The following is a 19,253-nucleotide window of genomic DNA, read 5'->3' as shown; positions in this document are numbered from 1 at the left end:
TTTTAGATAAAATTCTATTCGCGGAAGGGAATAATAATGATACTACGGAAGGCGAGATTGTATATCACGAGATTGTATATCATAGGCTTGGTTGTGGGCTTGGGCGTGGCGACAAGCCTTATTGGCAGTGAGAGCGATATTGTAAGCTCAACTGCACTAAGCCCAACGCCAAATAGCGAGTATATCGCTCCACAGATTGAGAAAAACTCCGCACTTGTGGATTCTACACCTGCGGATTCTACGCTGAGTGAAACTCAAGTGCCAATGCCAGAAATCCCGCTTGAATCTATGCAAACTCCACACTCCAAAGAAATCACGCCACCTTCAGCCACCACGCCACAAGCACAAGCCTCATACAATGCTAATGCACAGCCCTCGCGTGAATTGCAAGAAGCGTATAATGCGTGGCTTAATGGGGAGTTTAGCACCGCTATAAGACTCTATGAAAATGCGTGCTATGATGGGGATTTGGGAGCGTGCCACGCTATTGGGACGCTTTACTTTCAAGGGAGCGGTGTGGCACAAAACTATGCGATGAGTGCGAGCTATTATTACAAAGCGTGTGATGGGGGCTTTGGGCAGAGCTGTAGCTCACTTGGAATCTTGTATCATTATGGGCTAGGTGTGCGACAAGACTATAAAGTCGCGCTCAATCTCTATCACAAATCCTGTCAAGCTGGCTACCCTAGGGGCTGTAATAATCTAGGTGTGATGTTTGAAGAGGGGCTTGGGATAAAGCGGGATTATAAACAAGCGGGGTTGTATTATAGTGATGCGTGTTTGGCACGAGATGATAGGGCGTGTTTTAATATCGCGGAAATGCTTTTTACTGGTAAGGGGCTAAAAAAAGATAAGAAAAAGGCGATGGAGTATTATGGGCTATCTTGTGATTTGGGATTCCAAGAGGGGTGCGAAGAATACAAAGCCCTGAAACTAAAGGAGAAAAGATGAGAATCTTGCTGACACTAGGTGTGATGTGTGCTGTTGCGTTTGGGGCGTGGCTAGCTGATGAAAATATGAATAACTATGAAAGTGCAGATATGAAAAAGAGAGTGGCGGAGTATCTACAAAACTGCAATGAAGGCAGTGCGAGTGATTGCTACTTTGTCGCACACGAATATATGAAAGGCGAAAATGGCGTGCAGTGGTATAACAAAGCTGCTTATTTTTACAAAAAAGCTTGTGATGGTGGGGTGCTAAAAGCGTGTAGCAACCTTGGAATCTTATATCAAAATGGGCTAGGTGTGAAGCAAAACTATGGCGTGGCGTTGCAGCTGTATAAATTCTCCTGCTCACGCTTTGAGCCTGATGGGTGCAATAATCTAGGGGTGCTTTCACAAGAGGGGATTTTTGTAAGTAAAAGCTATGCGGACGCTTTAAATCTTTATGAAAGGGCTTGTGCTGGCGGGAGCGTGGCAGGGTGCGTGAATCTAGGCGATATGTATGCTAAGGGCATAGGTGTGGCAAAAAGCAGACAAGCGGCTTTAAGCTTCTACGGACAAGCTTGTTATTTAGGCTATCAGCAAGGCTGTGATTTGTATAGAGAGATGAATTAGGCTTTGGGCAGATTCTGTGAGTGGGTTCTAGCTTTGGGATTTGTGTTTTTATATGGATTGCTAAAGAAGATACGCTTTGTCACGACTTCCTGCGGAAGTCTCGCAATGACGGAGAAAGCCGTAGAATCTCAAGCCGATTCAGCAACCACCGCAGTGGCAAGGCACACCCTTGCCACGCATAAAATCAATGGTGGCGTTTCACTGCGTGAATCGCCTACCTTGAAAGTGTCGTCGGAGTGGGGGATTGCTAAGGGGGAGAGAGCGACTTCACAATTCAAGCCTCTCCCCCTTAGCTAAAAAAAGAATTTTAAAGAATGTAGATACTTCGCCTACAGCTCAGTATGACAAGATTCTAGCAAAGCAAGATTTTAGTAAAGCACAAGCACAAAAACGCAGAATCTAAGCCCTACTCAATAGCAGCATTGAGCATATCTTGGGATTTTTTCAACGCGTTTAACTGCATATCTTTGAGTCTTTCTGCTTCACTTGAATCTTTAGGGGTTTGGGGCGTTTGTGGGGATTGAGATATGGAGCTTTGGCGAGGGTTTCTCACTTCATTTGGTTGCATACCACGGGGCATTTTGACAAATACATCTTCATAGTTTTTCTTCCCCATTTGATGACGGATATAAATCTCGCCTGTATTTGTGGAATAGATATAAGTATCCTTGCCATCAGAAAACATCTCCCATTCTCCAGCCCATAGACCTACGCTTAAACATAAAAACAGAATCTTTAGAATCTTTTTCATTTTGCCCCCTTTGCCCCCTTATAGTGTGCTTTTAAGATTATCATACAACGCTAGAATCTGCTCTTTTTTCTCATAAAAGCTATTTGTATTAGCAATCAAATACGCACTAGATTCCATAATCACTTCATCAATTTTAAGATTATTTTGCTTCATCGTGCTACCTGTCTCCACAATATCCACAATAGCATCACTTAGTCCAACAAGCGGGGCTAACTCAATAGAGCCATAGAGCTTAAGCGTCTCAATAGATAAGGCTTTATTAGCAAAATATTTACGCGTGATATTTGGCATTTTTGTAGCGATTTTTAGCTGTGGCTTTTGAAAATCAAGGCTTTTCCCGCAAGGTGAGCCAACAACAACCTTGCACTGCCCGATTTGTAGATTTAAAAGCTTTATGACTTCAAGCTGTTGCTCTTCTATCACATCAAGCCCTACAATCCCCACATCTGCCGCCCTGTGAGCTACATAAGTAGACACATCTTGACTTCTTACAAGCATAAAGGTAAAGTCCCTATGCTCTAAAATCAACTTCCTATCATCAAAGGCAAATCCCGCCCCATACAACCGCTCAAACAACGCTAAACTCTCCTTGGCAATGCGACCTTTTGGCAAAGCGACTTTTATCATCTTGTCTCCCTTAAGATTTTCTTTAGATTCTGCTAGATATGCTTCTCAAGGGCTTTTTGCATACCCTTAAACACAAGCGTGTTATCATAAATGGCATTTTCAAAAAATCGTGCAAAAAACTTGCCATCGCCCCCTGTGAAAAATATCTTTTTTGTGCGTGTGGTATTTTTTATCATCAAAATCACACTTTTTATCGCCCCAAAGCTTAGGGCATCGCTTGTATTTTGCGGTAGGGCGGAGAGATTCACACTTGGCTCTATTTTTATATCAAGCACGGGGGAGATGTCAGCACACATTTTTCTATACGCACTAAGTCCGGGCATAATGTAGCCACCAAGGTGGATTCCATTTTGCATAATATCCGCAGTAATGGCACTTCCCGCATCAATAATCACGCCATCTTGCACCGCCTTACACGCTGCACGCCTATCCACGCCAAGCCCCTTATACTCGCTCTCTATCTCAATATACTCGCCAATATTCACACAATATGGGTGCGAAGCAAGCAAACATCGCTCAAAGCGTTCATTGACACTGATATAATATATAGGCAGATTCTCTTTTTTCTTGCTTAGGGCATAGGGCTTTTCTTTCCAAATCTTACCATTATGATAGAAATGTAAAAAAGTATTCCCCACATCGCACAATAGCATTACTCAAACCTTTTATAAACCTTATCGTAGAATATACTATCCTTGGTGTAAAAAAGGCTTTTTTTCTTGGAAAGATTGCTTTTATACACTAATGGTGCAAAGTCTTTGAGATTCAACACTATCACATAGCCACCCTTTTCAAGCGTATAAAGCGTGTCATTTTGTATCACAATGCCACTTAGCACCGCAAAAGGCAAACGCACCTTACGCAACAACTTCAAAGTATGATCAAGCTCCAAAATCTCCCCATCAATGCCTAGCACATACACTTTATCATTATAAAACTTCACATCACGCAAATCCACATCATACTTAAAGCTCTTATCATTGATAATCGCACTCACACGCTTTGCTGTTGCACCTAGCAGGTATTCACCCTTAGCGTGAAGATAAATGACATTATTAAAAAACTTATCGCTACTGACTAAAATATCCTTAACAATCTTATTTTGAGCGATACTATAAATAAGAATCTTACCCTCCAAATCCGGATAAATCACATACGAATCGTTCATTAAAGGTGAAGCAAGGTAAGAGTTTATCGCACTGACATTTGGGTATTTTTGCGAAAAAATCTCTTTTTGCTTGGCTATGTCATAATACACAAGCGTGTTGTCAATAAGCACCATAGCCAACTTATCGCCCTTTAAACTCGCAGTTAGCACACAGGAGCTAAAAGGCACTTTATGGAGTTTCTCATTTCCATTCCGCACAATAAGAATCTCATCGCATTGCTTTTGTATCGCATAACTATCCCCATCTTGTGCCAAAAACCTATAACCCTTTTCTAGCACAATGGGCGTTATACCATTTTCCAAAGTAATAAGCGTATTATCCCTTAAAATAGCTCCCTGCCTTGAAACGCTTTGTATGGGCGAACTTAGCTTGTCTTTAAACTCCATTTTGCCACTTATTATCTCTGGTTTAAAATGTTTCTTAGAGCTGCACCCCGCAAAGATAGCAAGGCTACAAAGACACGCAAATAAAAGAAGTTTTCTCATCATTTTGCCACCAAATCTTTAAGGCTTAGATTCTGTATTTGTGCTAGTTGGTGCATTTTTAGCCAAGTCATCAAGCCCAAAATGCTTAAGCATAATCGCTTCTGCGGCAAAAGGCGAATTTTCAGCGATAAGCATAAGCTTTTGGTGAGCTGCTTCAACCTTATCTTGCCCAAACAACACATACGCTTCTTGCAAAATCGCTAAATCTCTCAACGCCTTGTATTCCACATTTTCTAAAGACTGAATCTCCCCTGCAATATCTACATTTTTCACCGCCTCTTTATCTTTGAGTTTCTCGCTCAAAGATAAAGTCGCTATCTCATACTGAGCAAGATTTGCAATAAGTTTAAAAGAAGAATTTTGTAGCTCCTCATACACTGCTTTATCACCATTAGCATTAAAATACTTATACATCTCATACAGCTTTGGACTTGCTTTTTGCAAAGATTCTAAAGCTTCTTTATTTTCTGAATCTTGTGTAAGCACCGCATAAGCCGCACTCGCCTCTTTTGCTCTCTGCTCCTGCATATACACGCTCACACCCCACCATATCAAAGCCACAGCCACACAAACCACAGCCACATATACATACTTGCGATACCGCTTCCACAAAATTTCTAAACGAAACGCATTTTCTAAAATCCTTTCATCAGATTTAAATTCCTCTCTCACCTCTTTGAGATTTGATTGCAAACTCATAAAACTCCTTTGCCTTGTTTATCTTTACTTACTTTCACTTACTCACGCCAGAAGAGCCAAAGCCGGATTCTCCCCTTTGACTTTGACTTAGCTCTTCTACCTCAGCAAACACCGCTTGAGTTATCTCATTCACCACGCCTTGTGCGATTCTATCGCCCTTGCGTATGATAAAATCCTCCTGCGAATGATTGACTAAAATCACCTTAATCTCCCCACGATAATCGCTATCAATCGTGCCGGGCGTATTAAGCACACTTATGCCATTTTTTAGTGCCAAACCACTCCTTGGACGCACCTGCACTTCAAAGCCAGATTCTATCTCAAAGGCTAATCCTGTGCTAATCACTGCCCTATCTCCGGCTTTTAGCACACACTCATCAATGGAATGCAAATCAAATCCCGCCGCCTCTATACTTTGATATTTTGGAATCTCTGCATCTAAATGAAGCTTTTTAATCTTAATACGAGCCTGTTTCATAGCCTAATCCCCAAACACAATCTCTTTATAAAACACTTCTAAAATCTCAAATTCATTCTCGCCACTAGGTAGCATAATGCCCACCTCATCGCCCTGCTTTTTTCCCATTAACGCCTTGGCAATAGGCGAAGAAACAGAAATAAGCCCTTTAGATGGATTGCTCTCCATTGAGCCTACAAGCGTATAGACAAACTCCTTATCGGTATCAAGGTTTAGAATCTTCACACTTGAGCCAAAGCTCACCTTATCGTGCTTTAAACTCGCAGGGTCAATGACTTGAGCTTGAGAGAGCATAAGCCCAAGCTCATTAATTCTTGCTTCAATAAAAGCTTGTTTCTCCCTTGCGGCGTGGTATTCTGCGTTTTCTTTCAAGTCTCCGTGAGAGCGTGCTACATCTATTTCTACCACAATCTTTGGACGCTCTATCTCTTTAAGATTCTTTAGCTCCGCACATAGCTTTTCATAGCCGTAGTTTGTCATTGGTTCTGCCATTATTTTCCCCGCAATATTTAAGATTATATTTTCTTTGCATTTTTTATTTTACATTTTGGCTACAACACCCTTGAAAAATATCTCAAAAAAGCGAAATCATAGCCAAACTTCGTTAAATAAACATAAATTAAACCTCGGAACTTAAGATAAATCCCTTGCTGAATTTTGCTGAATCCACCTTATTGCTTCAAGTGTGTTTTCACATAAAGGTGCTTGAGATTCTTGCATTGCTTCCTTTTTGCCAAAGCCACACAGCACCACAACAGCCTGAATCTTAGCATTTTTTGCCGCTTGTATATCAAGGATTGTATCACCTATCATATAGATTCTATCTCTTTGAATCTCCTTATCCTTATCCAACATTTCCAAAACTTTAAGTATCGGCTCTGCGTGGGGCTTTGGGCTACTCACAGATTCTATACCAACAATACCGCTAAAATACTCCCACACGCCAAGCTTATCAAGCAGAATCTGCGAGAAATCCCCCCCCCGCTTTGTCGTTACCACGCCAAGTGTCGCAAAACTATGGGCTAAGATTATGGCTTCTTTTGCGTGAACTAATAGATGAGTGCCTTGCTCCATTAGCCCACGATACGCCACTCTATAATGCTTCACATACTCATCTACACTTTGCTTTTTGACACCATTTTGTAAAAACATAGATTCTAAAGTATGTCCTATGCCCAATTTGACTTGATCTAGGCTTGGAGGCGTGTCATTCATCGCTAGATAGGCTTGAGAGAAACTCGCATAAATAGCCTATGTAGAATCTACAAGCGTCCCATCTAAATCAAAAAGCATGATATATTCTTTATTTCATCTTTATTCCTTAAACAGCGAAAATATGTATTGTAAGGAATTTTACAAATCAAGCTTATCTAATATGTCAAAGATTCTGCACACATTGCTAAATAGAAATATATTTATAAGTATAAAGATAGAGTGATTAAAAGTAAAATTTTTATTAACTCACATTGACTTTCATCAAGTAGTAAAATGAGAATCTAAGTTTAGAATCTTGCCTCAAACATTTGGATTCCCCAAATGTCAAACAACATTGTTTAAGGAGGTTTTATGACAAAGAAAATGCAAGAGCATAAGCCCACACTTTCACGCCGAGAGTTTATCAAAAGTGCGGCAGCAGCTTCAGCAGCAGCAAGTGTGGGGCTAAGTATCCCTAGTGCAATGAGTGCAGAGGCACAAAATGCACAAAAACTTTGGAAATGGGATAAAGCGGTATGTAGATTCTGCGGAACAGGCTGTGGCATTATGGTCGCTACCCAAAAAGATAGTAGCGGACAAGCCAAAATCGTGGCTGTCAAAGGCGACCCAGAAGCTCCTGTAAATAGAGGGCTAAACTGCATTAAGGGCTATTTCTGTGCCAAGATTATGTATGGAGCAGATAGGCTTACAAAACCTCTTTTGCGTGTGAATAGCAATGGTGAGTTTGATAAAAAAGGTAAGTTTGCACCGGTGAGCTGGAAGCGTGCTTTTGATGAAATGGAAAAGCAGTTTAAAAAAGCTTACAACGAGCTTGGACCAACGGGTGTGGCAGTCTTTGGCTCTGGGCAATATACGATTCAAGAAGGTTATGCTGCGGTAAAACTTGTCAAAGGCGGCTTTAGAAGTAATAATATTGACCCAAATGCACGACATTGTATGGCAAGTGCGGTTGTGGGCTTTATAGAAACTTTTGGGATTGATGAGCCTGCTGGCTGTTATGATGATATTGAACTAACCGATACTATCGTTACTTGGGGGGCAAATATGGCAGAAATGCACCCTGTGCTTTGGAGTCGTGTGAGCGATAGAAAGCTAAGCAATAGCAATGTCAAGGTGATTAATCTCTCAACTTTTGCGAATAGAACTTCGGATTTAGCAGATATGGAAATCATCTTTAAGCCACATACAGATTTAGCGATTTGGAACTATATCGCACGCGAGATTATTAATCGCAATGCAGTAGATTCTACATTTGTCAAAGAAAATTGCGTCTTTAGCACGGGCTTTGTCAATATCGGCTATGGTATGAGAAATAACCCAAATCACGCCAAGTTTAAAGCTGAAGAAAAAGACATTGTCGCTAAAGAAGTATCAAAAGTGGTGAGCGAAGAAGAAGGCGTTACCTTGCAATATCTTGGGATAAAAGCCGGAGATACAATGAAAATGGATAAAGCAGATGCAGCTGGAAACCACTGGGGCATTAGCTTTGAAGACTTCAAAAAAGGCTTAGAGCCTTATAGCCTTGATTTTGTGGCAAAACTCTCAAAAGGCAATCCCGATGAAGATTTAGAATCTTATAAGAAAAAACTTCAAACCTTAGCGGATTATTACATTGATAAAAATCGTAAGATTGTGAGTTTTTGGACAATGGGTATGAATCAGCACCAAAGAGGCACTTGGGTTAATGAACAAAGCTATATGGTGCATATGCTTTTAGGCAAACAAGCCAAGCCCGGCAGCGGTGCATTCTCACTCACAGGACAGCCAAGTGCGTGCGGCACAGCTCGTGAGGTTGGGACTTTCACACATAGGCTTCCTGCGGATATGGTTGTTGGAAATGCAAAACATCGCGAAATCACTGAAAAAATTTGGAATCTCCCTAGCGGAACGCTTAATGGCAAGGTAGGCTCACCTTATCTTAAAATTATGCGTGATTTAGAAGATGGCAAGATTAAATGGGCGTGGGTGCAAGTAAATAATCCTTGGCAAAATACAGCTAATGCTAATCACTGGATTGCAGCAGCAAGAGAGCTTGATAACTTTATCGTTGTGAGTGAGTGCTATCCGGGAGTGAGTGCAAAGGTAGCCGATCTTATTTTGCCAACGGCAATGATTTATGAAAAATGGGGTTCTTACGGGAATGCAGAGAGACGCACACAGCACTGGAAACAACAAGTTATAGCTCCGGGTGAGGCTATGCCTGATATTTGGCAAATGGCTGAATTTGCCAAACGCTTTACACTTGCTGAGGTATGGGGCAAGGAATATGCTAACCTTGAACTTAAGCCTGTTTTAGAATCTGCTAAGGCTATGGGGTATAAAGAGAGTGATACACTCTATGATGTGCTTTTTGCAAATAAAAATGCAAAAGGCTTTAGCACGAATGATCTTTTGCTGAAAGATGAACTCAATACTGAAGTATTTGGGGATAATCGTGCGATTAAAGATGGCAATGATGAGGACTTTAAGGGCTATGGATTTTTTATTCACAAATACCTTTGGGAAGAGTATCGCCAATTTGGCTTAGGACACGCTCACGATTTGGCTGATTTTGATACTTATCATCGCGTGAGAGGGTTGCGTTGGCCTGTTGTAAATGGCAAAGAAACACAATGGAGATTTAACGCCAAATATGACTTCTACGCTCAAAAACTTGGTAATGGCAAGGCATTTGCATTCTATGGCAACAAAGATAAAAGTATGCCTGCTGGCTCACTCAATGCCCCAAGTGATGCAAAAGTAAGTATTGATAATAAGGCAAAAATTTTCCTCCGTCCTTATATGGATCCTTGTGAGATGCCTGATAAAGATTATCCACTTTGGCTCTGCACCGGGCGTGTGCTAGAGCATTGGCATTCTGGCACGATGACTATGCGTGTGCCTGAACTCTATCGTGCCGTGCCTGAAGCACTCTGCTATATGCACCCAGATGATGCAGCTAAACAGAATCTTACACAAAATCAAATCGTGTGGGTAGAATCTCGCCGTGGCAAAGTCAAAGCAAAGCTTGACCTACGCGGTAGAAATCGCCCTCCAAAGGGGCTTATCTATGTGCCTTGGTTTGATGAAAATGTCTTTATAAACAAAGTATGTCTTGATGCGACTTGTCCGCTCTCAAAGCAAACAGACTTTAAAAAATGTGCGGTAAAAATCTATAAGGCATAAGGATTCTAAGTGAAAATACAGCAACCAAGCAATCCCAAAAGGCGAGAGGCTTTACTCAAAATAGGACAAAATGCAGGTTTTGCCCTATTTGGTGCGTTTGTATGGGGTGCATATGTGAATGTTGCAAAAGCTGGTAATGGCAATATCTTGCGTCCTCCGGGAGCAAGCAAGAATGATGCAGAATTTATCGCAAGCTGTATCAAATGTGGGCTTTGCGTGGAATCTTGCCCATTTTACACACTCAAACTTGCCACACCAAATGATGATACAGCACTTGGCACACCTTTTTTTCAGCCACGAAAAGTGCCTTGCCATATGTGTAGAGACATTCCCTGCACAGAGGCTTGTCCCACTGATGCTTTGGATTTAAAGCGTTTGTATCAGCCAAAAAAACTAGAAGTAGATGCTTTGGAACACAAAGAGCCTGATATTAATAATGCGACAATGGGCGTGGCGATTGTGGATTCTAAACATTGTGTAGCATATGCTGGGATTCAATGTGATGCGTGCTATCGTGCGTGTCCTTTGCTTGATAAAGCAATCAAGCTTGAGTACAAACGCAATGAACGCACAGGCAAACACGGATTCTTACTCCCTGTGGTGGATAGTGATTACTGCACGGGCTGCGGAATGTGTGAGAAAGCCTGTGTAACAGAGCTTCCAACCATTATTGTTCTGCCTCGTAGTGTGGCTTTGGGCAAAATGGGGACAAACTACATAAAAGGCTGGGATAGCCTAGATGAAAATCGTCTTTTTGAGATAAAAGAGCAAAAAAATAAAAAGCAAAAAACAAGTGGTAGCCTAGATTATCTCAATGACGGAGATATATAATGAAGTTTGCAAAAGTCAAATACCTTCTACTAAGACGCGTTTGCCAAATAAGCATTCTTGTGCTTTTTATCTTGGGAAACTACTCTATTGCTACTCTTAAAAATGTGCAATACAAAGAGAAGGTGGGGATTTTTGGAGGCAATATAGAATCTCTAGTGGGAGATTCTAGCTCTGTTCTTGCCAAAGAGCCGAGTATATTTAGCCATATCGTGCAAGGCAATCTTAGTCATTCAAGCTGGTTTGGTGGAATCTTTAGCCTAACTGATCCTTTAAGCGTTATGCAAATCTTTCTAGCTGGTGGTGGATTAGCCCTTGATGTGCTACTTGGAGCATTGCTTGTAATGGCAATTTATGGGATATTTTTAGGCAGGGTATATTGTGCATTTGTCTGCCCAATTAATCTTGTAACCGATTTTGCAAATTTCTTGCGTGATAAGCTTGGATTCAACACTGCTCAACGCAAACTTTTTATCTCACGCTCAACGCGTTTTGTGATTTTGGGGCTAGGATTATTGCTAAGTGGCTTGTTTGGCGTAGCTGCTTTTGAACTTATTAGCCCGATTTCTATGCTGCATCGTGGTGTGGTTTTTGGTATGGGGTTTGGTATTTTTGCTGTATTTGCTGTATTTTGCTTTGATTTATTTGTGCTGAAAAATGGTTTTTGTGGGCATATCTGTCCGCTTGGGGCGATGTATTCCCTACTTGGCAGATTTGCACTTTTGCGTGTAAGACACACACTTGCAAACTGCACAAAATGTATGGAATGTGTGCGAGTTTGCCCTGAACCAGAGGTATTAAAGCCCATTGGCAAACAAGATGGAATCTTAAAAACAATGACTTGTTTGCGTTGCGGAAGATGTATTGAGGCATGCGATGATAATGCATTGCATTTTAGTATTTTAAATTTTACACAAAAGGAGAAAAAATGAAAAAATGGCTTCAAGGTTTAATGATTGGATTGCTTGGGTTGGCGTTCTTTGCGTGTTCAGATTCACAAGAAACACAAAAAGGTGAGGCTCTTACAGATACGGAGATTGGTTTGCGTAAGGTAGATTTACAAGATGAAAAAGATGTAAAATTGCCTGAATATGAGTATTCTAAACTAGAGGCGGGGGAAAGCACCAAAATTGAACGCTCCTATGAAAATGCTCCGCCTATGATTCCACATAATGTTGAGGATATGCTCCCTATCACACAGGATAATAATATGTGCCTTACTTGCCACGATCCTGCTGTTGCAGCTGATGTGGGTGCGGTGGCTGTTCCTGCTTCACATACACACGACTTACGCACAAACAAAGATTTAGGGCAGGTTTCCCACGCTCGTTTTAACTGTGTGCTTTGCCATACACCACAAGCAAACATTAACCCAGCAGTTGCAAATACTTTTGCACCGGATTTTCGCGATGCTGAAAGCAAAAACTCATCAAATCTTCTTGATGTCTTAAATGAAGGTGTCAAGTAACAATGTATCTTTGTAGATTTGCTTCATACTTGCGTGTTTTTGTGCAATTTAGCTTGTTTGTGGGGCTTTGTGTCATCTTTTTGGCTCAAGCTCTACACGCAAAGCCTATGGAGCTAACAAGCAAAAATGCCCAGATCATACAAACAGATGAGATTCTCACCCATATTAGCACATTTGACAATATGATTTTTGTGGGCAATGCTGGGGGGAAGATTGATATTTTTACACTTCAATCCCAAAAAACCCACAAAATACAAACGCTCACTCTACCCCCCATACACAATTATTTTGGCAACTCCCAAATGCCACGAATATATGATATAACAACTTTTGATGGCAAAACACTTTTTGTCCTTGCGGAAGGCTCTAAAGGCACAAAGCAGATTCTGGAACTACCCTTACAATCCCCGCAGAATCTAAAGCCCCTATTGCAGACAAGCACTTCTCCCAAACGCATTGTGGCTTACGATAGAGATAAATTAGTTGTTGGCTTTTTAAGTAATGAAATTGGGCTTTTTGATTTAAAAAGCAAAACTTTTATTTACAATACCCACCCCAGCCTTGCAGGTTTTTCAGATTTATGCGTGAATCCTCCATTTATCTTTAGCACTGATGAATCTGGCATTGTCAATGTCATTAACATTACTGATGGCAAGATTCTTAAACGACTTGATATGATTAACAAGGACAATAACTACCAAATCGTCTCTACGCAAAATACAATCCTTACAGCAAGCGTGGATAGGCAAATGGCAATCTACACTTTTAAGACAAATAGTAGCACTCCTTTTACCTTGCAAAATGCTACAAAGATTCAAAGTGAGTTTCTTATCTATGCAGTTGGAATCTCCCCAAATGGCACACTTGGAGCATATAGCAAAAATGAGCAAAACGACATTGCTATTATAAATCTTACTACAAAGCAAGAGCTTTTGACACTTAAGGGTGCAACCTCGCTTATCAATACGCTTATTTTCTATGATGAGCAAACATTGATTGTCGGTAGCGATGATAAACATTTTGTAATTTGGCAATTAGGAGCAAAGTAATGAATATTTCAAGCATTGTTGTCAAAACAATACAATCCGCCTTCAACTCTGTCAAAGAGGCAATTTTAGAAGTGCAAGGCTGTGAAATCTACCTAGAAGATGAGACTTCATCTCAAATCATAGTCGTGCTTGAAGCTAAAAGCACACAGGAGGAAGTGGCGATTAATAAGCATTTAGAATCTTTGCCCGGTGTGATTAATGCCAATATGCACTACACCTACCAAGAAGATGAGCTAAACGCACAGCTTGTGTCCCGACAAGATGGCGTTATTGAGTTTTTAAATGATGATTCAATTCCAGCTGAAAATATCGCCTATTCAGGTTCAATCGCTCATCTTATGGGAAAAAGCAAAAATAGTTAATACAAATATGCTAGAATCCACCCTTTCTACCCCAAAAATAAAGGAATATAATGAGCCATTTTATACAGAAAATTCTTGCAGGTCTTGTGCTATTCTCTCTCACTTGCCTAGCAAATCAAAGCATTAGCGTGAATAGCCCTACCCCTTCCCCCTTGGCACAAGAGCTAAAGTTGCAACACGGGGATTTAATCTTTGTCAAAGCCTCACAATCTTCATTTGACAAAGCCATTAGCCAAGCCACACAAAAAGATGAGGTAAGCTACACGCATATAGGAATCTTTGATTTGCATTTAGATTCTGTGTTAGAAGCAGAGCCAAAGCAAGGTGTAGTCCGCAAAAAGCTTGAGGTTTTTCTTAAAGAAAATCCACATTTTGATATTATGCGTCTTGCTCCAAAAGTAGCCAAAAATGTGGATATACAAGCAAGTATCAAGCGTGCAGAAAAGCATTTAGGAGAGCCTTATGACTTTACTTACACGGCAAATAATGGTGCGATGTATTGCAGTGAGCTTGTGTATGAAGCTTTTTTAGATACAAAAGGGCGGCACATTTTTAGTGCAAAACCTATGAATTTTTATGCACCCGATGGCACTTTGCCACAATACTGGAAGGATATTTTCAATAAGCTACAAAAGCCTATTCCACAAGGTGAGCTAGGCACAAACCCAAATGATATGGCAAGGGACAAGGTGCTTATTCAAGTAAAATAATGCTAATCTTGCTTCATAAATTCGTATAAACTCCATTGCAGTGCATAAGGGATTGAACTGCCGTGAGTTTGATTGACAAATTCTTTATAATTTACCCCTAATATCCCCACTATCTCATCAATATCTACAACTTTGCCTTGAGATATTTTATCAGCTTGTGTTGTTATTTGACTTTCCCTCTCCAAACTTCCGTATGTTAAAAACATTTGTGCATTTAATGATGTTGTAAGATTTGCCACACTATTTTTAACAAACTGCCCCCTATCAATCCACAATGAAGGAGAAGCACTCACATAATGAGTAAAACCACCCTTTTGGGTAAAAAATGCCTCCAAAACACACACGCCTCCAAAAGAATGACCAAAGAGCAACTGCTTTTTGGGAGTCCCATATTGTTCTGCTACAAAAGACAAAACTTGACTTGCTATAAAATCCAAAAATTGCTCTACCCCACCGGTTTCATCAACCCTTTGCGTAAGTATAGAATCTCGTGGCACAAAAGGCAAATAATCATAGCTTCGCAAAGCCCTATCAAAAGCCAAGGGGCTATTATGTCCAATGCCCACAATAAGAGGAAGCTTATCATACCTACCTATATCAGCACTTACAAGATTAAGAATTATAGGGAAAAATGCGTTACCATCAAGCATATAAAACACACTCTGTGTATCACTTTTTATTTTTGGTAAAGCGATGTGGATTTGAAACCACCTATGTTTGAAATCTTTTATAGAATCTCTCCGTCCCACTTCCCCACACGAGGAATTTGGCATAATTTCTTTAGTTTTCCCTCCACTGCCCCTTATGCAAAAAGTCTTAATCTCAAAAAGCTCTTTTGCCTTTACACCTAACGGATCAATCACTCCGCTAGGCTTTGCCCACGCACTGACACACAGCAATACTACAAAAGATAGGATTCTAGCTCTTGCCTTATCCACGCTCCACATACCCACTCTCATACAGCATAAACATAAATCGCTTAGCAATCATCTCTGCCCTTTCCATAATCATTGCAATATGCTCATCTTTTGCATATACAGATTCTAAACTTTGCTTAAAAAGCTCAAGCCACACAGCAAAAAGCTCCCTAGGAAAAGGGGGCAGGTCAAGATGGGCTTTCAAAGGTTGCCCGCTATAATCGCCACTATTTAAAAGCATACCCTGCCAAAATGTCGCAATTTTTGCTTTATGCTTCTCCCACGCAATCTCATCAGTGCCAATTTTAGCATTAAACACATCGCCTAGCCCACGCTTATCAAAACGCACCTTATTATAAAAAATATCCATAAGCCTAATAATAGAATCTTCACTTATCACATCAAATTTTTCCTGCATATTCGCTCCTTTTTTGAAATTAACTTCACATATAAAATGCCATTTTTGCCAACACCACGATGAAAAATCCAAGCACTAAAGCCACCTTGTGAATGCTTTTTGCCAATGGATTTTTTAGTCCCAAAAACTTACACGATAAAGACACAATCATCATGCATACAATACACAACGCAAATACGACCTTTATCATCAATAGCACCTGCAAAGGTGAGTTAAAAAATCCTTGCGTTGTACCTACATAGCGGCTTATCATCACTCCGCCACTCAATAAAAGCAAAAGCAGACAAAGGGGCATTATTTTTATACCCCGCTTTGAGATAGTGCCAAAGATTTTATCGGCTAACTCTTCGCCAAATACCTTTTTTAACGGACTAAGTAGCACCACATCAGTGAAAATAAATCCCAAAAATATAATCGCACAAAGCAAATGTAGCGTAAGCATATATGGATAGATTGCTTCCATTTGTATCCTTTCATAATGATAAATTACAGAATCTAAGTGCAATATTAAACAAAATCACACAAGAAAACATTGATATATGTTAAGATTATATATTTTTTAAAGGATTATTTATGCAAGAGCTATTTAATATTATGGATCAAATCGGCAGCAAGCGCACATATCAAAATGGCGAGATTCTCTTCCTGCAAGGTGTTATGCCCACACATTTATACTTGCTTCTTAGCGGCAAGGTGCGACTTTATAAGACAAAAGAGCATATCTCAAGCACACAGCTGACATTACATACGCTTTCATCTCCGCAATTTATCGCTGAAATGCCCTTTTTTATGCAAAACCCCTATCCAGCAAATGCAGAATGTGCCTCAATATGCGAGATTATCACTATAAGTTATGAAAAATTCCACACACATTGTTTGGAAAACAGCAAGATTTGCCTACTTTTTATCACTTCATTATGCAAAAAGATACAGATTCTAGAATCTCACATTGCCCTGCAAAACCAAAGCTTGCAAGAAAAAGTCCTAAACTATCTCTCACACAACAAAGACAGCCTCCATACACTCACTCAACGACACATCGCAAACGCCCTAAATATCGCACCAGAATCCCTATCCCGCACACTTAAAACCCTAAAGACACAGGGCATACTCACCACACATAAGGGTAAAATCACGCTGCTCTAATAAAATATAAATCTTAAATAAAACTTTTTTGCGTAAAGGTATAGAATCTATGGCTTTAGATTCTATACAAGAGCTTTGATTGCAGAATCTTTAAATACCCCATAGCGATACTCATACAACAGCACACCTACAACTACAACACTTGAACAAATCAGTGAAAGCGGATAGGACACCCACACACCAAGCACCCCATACAAATGAGATAGCACAAAAAGCAAGGGGATAATAAAAATGAGATTGTAAGAAAGTGTGATAACAAACGAGCTTCTAGGGCGTTGAATGGATTGAAAAAATATAGAGCTAACAATATTAAGCCCAAGGAAAATATATCCCACATAATACACCTTCATCGCTTCAAGCGTAGGCTCTAAAATCCACTCCTGCCCACTTTTCAAAAACAACTTCACAAGATGAGAATCTGCAAACAAAAATATCACATACACCAAGATTCCAATTAATGTAGCAAAGCCTACGCCAAAGGCATAGACCTGCTTTACACGCCCCATTTGCTTTGCACCATAGTTATAGCTCGCCACAGGCTGCACCCCTTGCGCACAAGAAAGCAAAATCGTAAAGCACACCACACCCACATACATCACAATGCTATAAATCGCCAAGTAGCTCACCTTCATACCCTCATCAATCGCAAGGGAGACAAGCGTGTGATTAAACACCACAATTACCACCGCTACGCTAAGTTCGGATAGACTTTGTGGGATTCCATTTTTTGCTGAAGCCAACACAGCATTAAAACTAAAGCGTTTGACAAGATAAATCCGCCCTTTTTTTCTCACAAAATGCGTTAAGAGTATGCTCATACCAAGCCCGTGTCCTAAAGCTGTCGCCAAAGCTGAGCCAAACATACCAAGCTCTAAAACAAAAAGAAAAATATAATTCAAAATAATATTTGAAACCGAGCCGATAATCATCGCCATCATCGCAAGGATAGGTCGTTTATCATTAATCACAAAAACATCAAGTAATGGGTGCAGAACAATAATTACTGCACTAAGAAAAATAACCTGCAAATATTCCACAACATAATCTAGCACATCTCCACTTGCCCCAAGTGCAATGCCAACCTCCCTTGCATACACAAAGAGCAAGATCCCAATACACACCGAACTGATTGAAGCAAAATAAACAACGGAGCTAAACATTAGCCTAGCACGATGATCCTGCCCCTTCCCCAAAAAATATGCCGCAATTGATGCTGCTCCTAAACCAAAAAGTAACTCAAATGCAATAAGCACAGGAAACACAGGCCAACATAGCCCAATAGCTGCCAAAGCATCTTCACCTAGCTTTTTGCCAACAAAGATTCCATCAATAGTAGAATATGTAGAAAGAGCCAACATCGCACAGAGATTTGGGATAAAAAAGTAGAAAAAAAGCTTATAGACAGAATCTTTACGCATATCCACTTTGTCATTCGCACTTGTCTCCACACTTGCTACACTCATTTTTTACCCTTTTATCACTTCATATTATGTGTCAAATACTGCAATGCCTTTTCATAATCCTCTCGTGTATCAATCCCCACACTCTGTGTCTCCACAACCGCCATTGCAATGCTTTTTTTATGATATATCGCACGAAGCTGCTCTAATTTTTCTATATCTTCTAGTGGGCTTTTTGGCAGGGAGCAAAACTCCTCCAAAGTTCTAGCAAAAAACCCATAAAGCCCCAAATGTCCCAAATAAGGCGTATCTTGCAATGCCTCACATACCCCATCTCTACAAAATGGAATAGGAGCACGAGAGAAGTAAATCGCCTCATCTTTAGCATTACACACGACTTTGACAAGATTTGAATCTATGATTTGCTCTCCATCAATCACCTTAGCAAGACTTGCCATAAAAGGCTGCTTGTCCTTCATTAGATTCTGCAAGGTTACGATCACACCTTGTTCCAAAAATGGCTCATCAGCTTGAACATTTATCACTATCTCATCTTTTGCCACGCCAAGCTTTCTTATCGCCTCCGCACATCTATCCGTGCCACTACTATGCTCCTTGCTTGTTAGCACACAGGGGATATTGTGCTTTTTACACACAGATTCTATTTGCCTATCATCACAAGCCACGACCACTTCATCAACCGCCCCCGCATTCAATGCAGTCCGCACTACCATAGGCAACCCGCCCAAATCACACAGCACCTTTTGTGGAAAACGCGTAGATTCTAATCGTGCCGGAATGACAATCATT

24 protein-coding genes are annotated in these 19,253 nt (G+C 40.5%); 11 read left to right on the top strand and 13 right to left on the bottom strand.

Annotated features, from left to right (window positions below; translation table 11 throughout):
- The first annotated feature begins 36 nt into the window (after positions 1-36).
- From EBF12_RS05750 to EBF12_RS05740, 3 genes are all read left to right on the top strand, one after another.
- Positions 37-951 (top strand): SEL1-like repeat protein, encoded by a 915-nt coding sequence (locus tag EBF12_RS05750; protein ID WP_121726804.1) that lies wholly within the window; start codon positions 37-39, stop codon positions 949-951.
- Positions 948-1,556 carry a tetratricopeptide repeat protein gene (locus EBF12_RS05745; protein ID WP_121726803.1) on the top strand — a complete coding sequence of 203 codons (609 nt, stop codon included), beginning with the start codon at positions 948-950 and terminating at the stop codon, positions 1,554-1,556. The genes EBF12_RS05750 and EBF12_RS05745 overlap by 4 nt, the downstream gene beginning before the upstream one ends.
- 105 nt (positions 1,557-1,661) lie before the next feature.
- Entirely contained in the window at positions 1,662-1,853 is a 192-nt protein-coding gene (locus EBF12_RS05740; RefSeq protein WP_121726868.1) for a hypothetical protein, read from the top strand.
- 109 nt (positions 1,854-1,962) lie between these two features.
- Here the strand turns inward: EBF12_RS05740 and EBF12_RS05735 are convergent, their stop codons facing one another.
- The 8 genes from EBF12_RS05735 to EBF12_RS05700 form a co-directional block, all read right to left on the bottom strand.
- Positions 1,963-2,307 carry a hypothetical protein gene (locus EBF12_RS05735; RefSeq protein ID WP_244196397.1) on the bottom strand — a complete coding sequence of 115 codons (345 nt, stop codon included), beginning with the start codon at positions 2,305-2,307 and terminating at the stop codon, positions 1,963-1,965.
- A gap of 18 nt (positions 2,308-2,325) precedes the next feature.
- On the bottom strand, positions 2,326-2,934 hold the full coding sequence (hisG, locus tag EBF12_RS05730; RefSeq protein ID WP_121726802.1) for an ATP phosphoribosyltransferase: 609 nt from the start codon (positions 2,932-2,934) through the stop codon (positions 2,326-2,328).
- 32 nt (positions 2,935-2,966) lie between these two features.
- Complete coding sequence (locus EBF12_RS05725; RefSeq protein WP_034585674.1) at positions 2,967-3,587, bottom strand: type III pantothenate kinase; 621 nt, start codon at positions 3,585-3,587, stop codon at positions 2,967-2,969.
- On the bottom strand, positions 3,587-4,591 hold the full coding sequence (locus EBF12_RS05720) for a plasminogen-binding protein (RefSeq protein ID WP_244196396.1): 1,005 nt from the start codon (positions 4,589-4,591) through the stop codon (positions 3,587-3,589). The genes EBF12_RS05725 and EBF12_RS05720 overlap by 1 nt, the downstream gene beginning before the upstream one ends.
- 15 nt (positions 4,592-4,606) lie before the next feature.
- On the bottom strand, positions 4,607-5,287 hold the full coding sequence (locus EBF12_RS05715) for a hypothetical protein (protein ID WP_121726801.1): 681 nt from the start codon (positions 5,285-5,287) through the stop codon (positions 4,607-4,609).
- 34 nt (positions 5,288-5,321) lie between these two features.
- Entirely contained in the window at positions 5,322-5,765 is a 444-nt protein-coding gene (dut, locus tag EBF12_RS05710) for a dUTP diphosphatase (RefSeq protein ID WP_121726800.1), read from the bottom strand.
- Positions 5,766-5,768: 3 nt separating this feature from the next.
- A complete protein-coding gene (gene greA, locus EBF12_RS05705) occupies positions 5,769-6,257 on the bottom strand; it encodes a transcription elongation factor GreA (protein ID WP_208630955.1) in 489 nt (162 codons plus the stop codon).
- 141 nt (positions 6,258-6,398) lie between these two features.
- Complete coding sequence (locus EBF12_RS05700) at positions 6,399-7,013, bottom strand: HAD family hydrolase (RefSeq protein ID WP_279629420.1); 615 nt, start codon at positions 7,011-7,013, stop codon at positions 6,399-6,401.
- A 318-nt stretch (positions 7,014-7,331) separates the two neighbouring features.
- On the opposite strand from EBF12_RS05700, the gene napA reads away from it, so the two are divergent.
- Genes napA through EBF12_RS05665 form a run of 7 tightly spaced genes read left to right on the top strand, consistent with a single transcriptional unit; the run spans position 7,332 to position 14,562 of the window.
- Positions 7,332-10,145: a nitrate reductase catalytic subunit NapA gene (napA, locus tag EBF12_RS05695; RefSeq protein ID WP_121726798.1), complete on the top strand. Its 2,814-nt coding sequence runs from the start codon at positions 7,332-7,334 to the stop codon at positions 10,143-10,145.
- Between the two features lie 9 nt (positions 10,146-10,154).
- Positions 10,155-10,976, top strand: a complete 822-nt coding sequence (napG, locus tag EBF12_RS05690) for a ferredoxin-type protein NapG (protein WP_121726797.1) — start codon at positions 10,155-10,157, stop codon at positions 10,974-10,976.
- Positions 10,976-11,905, top strand: a complete 930-nt coding sequence (napH, locus tag EBF12_RS05685; RefSeq protein ID WP_121726796.1) for a quinol dehydrogenase ferredoxin subunit NapH — start codon at positions 10,976-10,978, stop codon at positions 11,903-11,905. Before napG ends, napH begins: the two co-directional genes overlap by 1 nt.
- Entirely contained in the window at positions 11,902-12,441 is a 540-nt protein-coding gene (locus EBF12_RS05680; RefSeq protein ID WP_121726795.1) for a nitrate reductase cytochrome c-type subunit, read from the top strand. The genes napH and EBF12_RS05680 overlap by 4 nt, the downstream gene beginning before the upstream one ends.
- Positions 12,442-12,443: 2 nt before the next feature.
- Entirely contained in the window at positions 12,444-13,490 is a 1,047-nt protein-coding gene (locus EBF12_RS05675) for a WD40 repeat domain-containing protein (RefSeq protein WP_121726794.1), read from the top strand.
- Entirely contained in the window at positions 13,490-13,852 is a 363-nt protein-coding gene (locus EBF12_RS05670; protein ID WP_121726793.1) for a chaperone NapD, read from the top strand. Before EBF12_RS05675 ends, EBF12_RS05670 begins: the two co-directional genes overlap by 1 nt.
- Before the next feature lie 50 nt (positions 13,853-13,902).
- Positions 13,903-14,562 carry a YiiX/YebB-like N1pC/P60 family cysteine hydrolase gene (locus EBF12_RS05665; protein WP_121726792.1) on the top strand — a complete coding sequence of 220 codons (660 nt, stop codon included), beginning with the start codon at positions 13,903-13,905 and terminating at the stop codon, positions 14,560-14,562.
- Positions 14,563-14,564: 2 nt separating this feature from the next.
- On the opposite strand, the gene EBF12_RS05660 is transcribed toward EBF12_RS05665, so the two are convergent.
- The 3 genes from EBF12_RS05660 to EBF12_RS05650 are packed head-to-tail and all read right to left on the bottom strand — an operon-like array spanning position 14,565 to position 16,360.
- The gene (locus EBF12_RS05660; protein WP_244196394.1) at positions 14,565-15,548 is read right to left on the bottom strand and encodes an alpha/beta hydrolase; all 984 of its coding nucleotides are present in this window, start codon (positions 15,546-15,548) and stop codon (positions 14,565-14,567) included.
- A complete protein-coding gene (locus tag EBF12_RS05655) occupies positions 15,493-15,897 on the bottom strand; it encodes a group III truncated hemoglobin (protein WP_121726790.1) in 405 nt (134 codons plus the stop codon). The genes EBF12_RS05660 and EBF12_RS05655 overlap by 56 nt, the downstream gene beginning before the upstream one ends.
- A gap of 25 nt (positions 15,898-15,922) precedes the next feature.
- The gene (locus EBF12_RS05650; RefSeq protein ID WP_121726789.1) at positions 15,923-16,360 is read right to left on the bottom strand and encodes a copper resistance protein CopD; all 438 of its coding nucleotides are present in this window, start codon (positions 16,358-16,360) and stop codon (positions 15,923-15,925) included.
- Between the two features lie 110 nt (positions 16,361-16,470).
- On the opposite strand from EBF12_RS05650, the gene EBF12_RS05645 reads away from it, so the two are divergent.
- Positions 16,471-17,043 (top strand): Crp/Fnr family transcriptional regulator, encoded by a 573-nt coding sequence (locus EBF12_RS05645; RefSeq protein ID WP_121726788.1) that lies wholly within the window; start codon positions 16,471-16,473, stop codon positions 17,041-17,043.
- Positions 17,044-17,105: 62 nt separating this feature from the next.
- Here the strand turns inward: EBF12_RS05645 and EBF12_RS05640 are convergent, their stop codons facing one another.
- Complete coding sequence (locus tag EBF12_RS05640) at positions 17,106-18,506, bottom strand: MATE family efflux transporter (protein ID WP_244196393.1); 1,401 nt, start codon at positions 18,504-18,506, stop codon at positions 17,106-17,108.
- Positions 18,507-18,520: 14 nt separating this feature from the next.
- A complete protein-coding gene (gene kdsB, locus EBF12_RS05635) occupies positions 18,521-19,252 on the bottom strand; it encodes a 3-deoxy-manno-octulosonate cytidylyltransferase (RefSeq protein WP_121726787.1) in 732 nt (243 codons plus the stop codon).
- Position 19,253 lies beyond the last annotated feature (1 nt).

The sequence above is a fragment of the Helicobacter labetoulli genome (genome assembly GCF_003670275.1).
Classification (GTDB): domain Bacteria; phylum Campylobacterota; class Campylobacteria; order Campylobacterales; family Helicobacteraceae; genus Helicobacter_C; species Helicobacter_C labetoulli.
Note: the sequence above shows the minus strand (reverse complement) of the source record. Positions and strands in the feature narration are given on the sequence as shown.

Coding starts and splice junctions, on each gene's coding strand:
- EBF12_RS05740 (WP_121726868.1), top strand. CDS start 1,662: ATGACGGAGAAAGCCGTAGAATCTCAAGCCGATTCAGCAACCACCGCA.
- kdsB (WP_121726787.1), bottom strand. CDS start 19,252: ATGATTGTCATTCCGGCACGATTAGAATCTACGCGTTTTCCACAAAAG.
- EBF12_RS05745 (WP_121726803.1), top strand. CDS start 948: ATGAGAATCTTGCTGACACTAGGTGTGATGTGTGCTGTTGCGTTTGGG.
- dut (WP_121726800.1), bottom strand. CDS start 5,765: ATGAAACAGGCTCGTATTAAGATTAAAAAGCTTCATTTAGATGCAGAG.
- EBF12_RS05750 (WP_121726804.1), top strand. CDS start 37: ATGATACTACGGAAGGCGAGATTGTATATCACGAGATTGTATATCATA.
- EBF12_RS05650 (WP_121726789.1), bottom strand. CDS start 16,360: ATGGAAGCAATCTATCCATATATGCTTACGCTACATTTGCTTTGTGCG.
- EBF12_RS05665 (WP_121726792.1), top strand. CDS start 13,903: ATGAGCCATTTTATACAGAAAATTCTTGCAGGTCTTGTGCTATTCTCT.
- EBF12_RS05720 (WP_244196396.1), bottom strand. CDS start 4,591: ATGATGAGAAAACTTCTTTTATTTGCGTGTCTTTGTAGCCTTGCTATC.
- hisG (WP_121726802.1), bottom strand. CDS start 2,934: ATGATAAAAGTCGCTTTGCCAAAAGGTCGCATTGCCAAGGAGAGTTTA.
- EBF12_RS05680 (WP_121726795.1), top strand. CDS start 11,902: ATGAAAAAATGGCTTCAAGGTTTAATGATTGGATTGCTTGGGTTGGCG.
- EBF12_RS05645 (WP_121726788.1), top strand. CDS start 16,471: ATGCAAGAGCTATTTAATATTATGGATCAAATCGGCAGCAAGCGCACA.
- napH (WP_121726796.1), top strand. CDS start 10,976: ATGAAGTTTGCAAAAGTCAAATACCTTCTACTAAGACGCGTTTGCCAA.
- greA (WP_208630955.1), bottom strand. CDS start 6,257: ATGGCAGAACCAATGACAAACTACGGCTATGAAAAGCTATGTGCGGAG.
- EBF12_RS05735 (WP_244196397.1), bottom strand. CDS start 2,307: ATGAAAAAGATTCTAAAGATTCTGTTTTTATGTTTAAGCGTAGGTCTA.
- EBF12_RS05715 (WP_121726801.1), bottom strand. CDS start 5,287: ATGAGTTTGCAATCAAATCTCAAAGAGGTGAGAGAGGAATTTAAATCT.
- EBF12_RS05670 (WP_121726793.1), top strand. CDS start 13,490: ATGAATATTTCAAGCATTGTTGTCAAAACAATACAATCCGCCTTCAAC.
- EBF12_RS05655 (WP_121726790.1), bottom strand. CDS start 15,897: ATGCAGGAAAAATTTGATGTGATAAGTGAAGATTCTATTATTAGGCTT.
- EBF12_RS05725 (WP_034585674.1), bottom strand. CDS start 3,587: ATGCTATTGTGCGATGTGGGGAATACTTTTTTACATTTCTATCATAAT.
- EBF12_RS05640 (WP_244196393.1), bottom strand. CDS start 18,506: ATGAGTGTAGCAAGTGTGGAGACAAGTGCGAATGACAAAGTGGATATG.
- EBF12_RS05675 (WP_121726794.1), top strand. CDS start 12,444: ATGTATCTTTGTAGATTTGCTTCATACTTGCGTGTTTTTGTGCAATTT.
- napA (WP_121726798.1), top strand. CDS start 7,332: ATGACAAAGAAAATGCAAGAGCATAAGCCCACACTTTCACGCCGAGAG.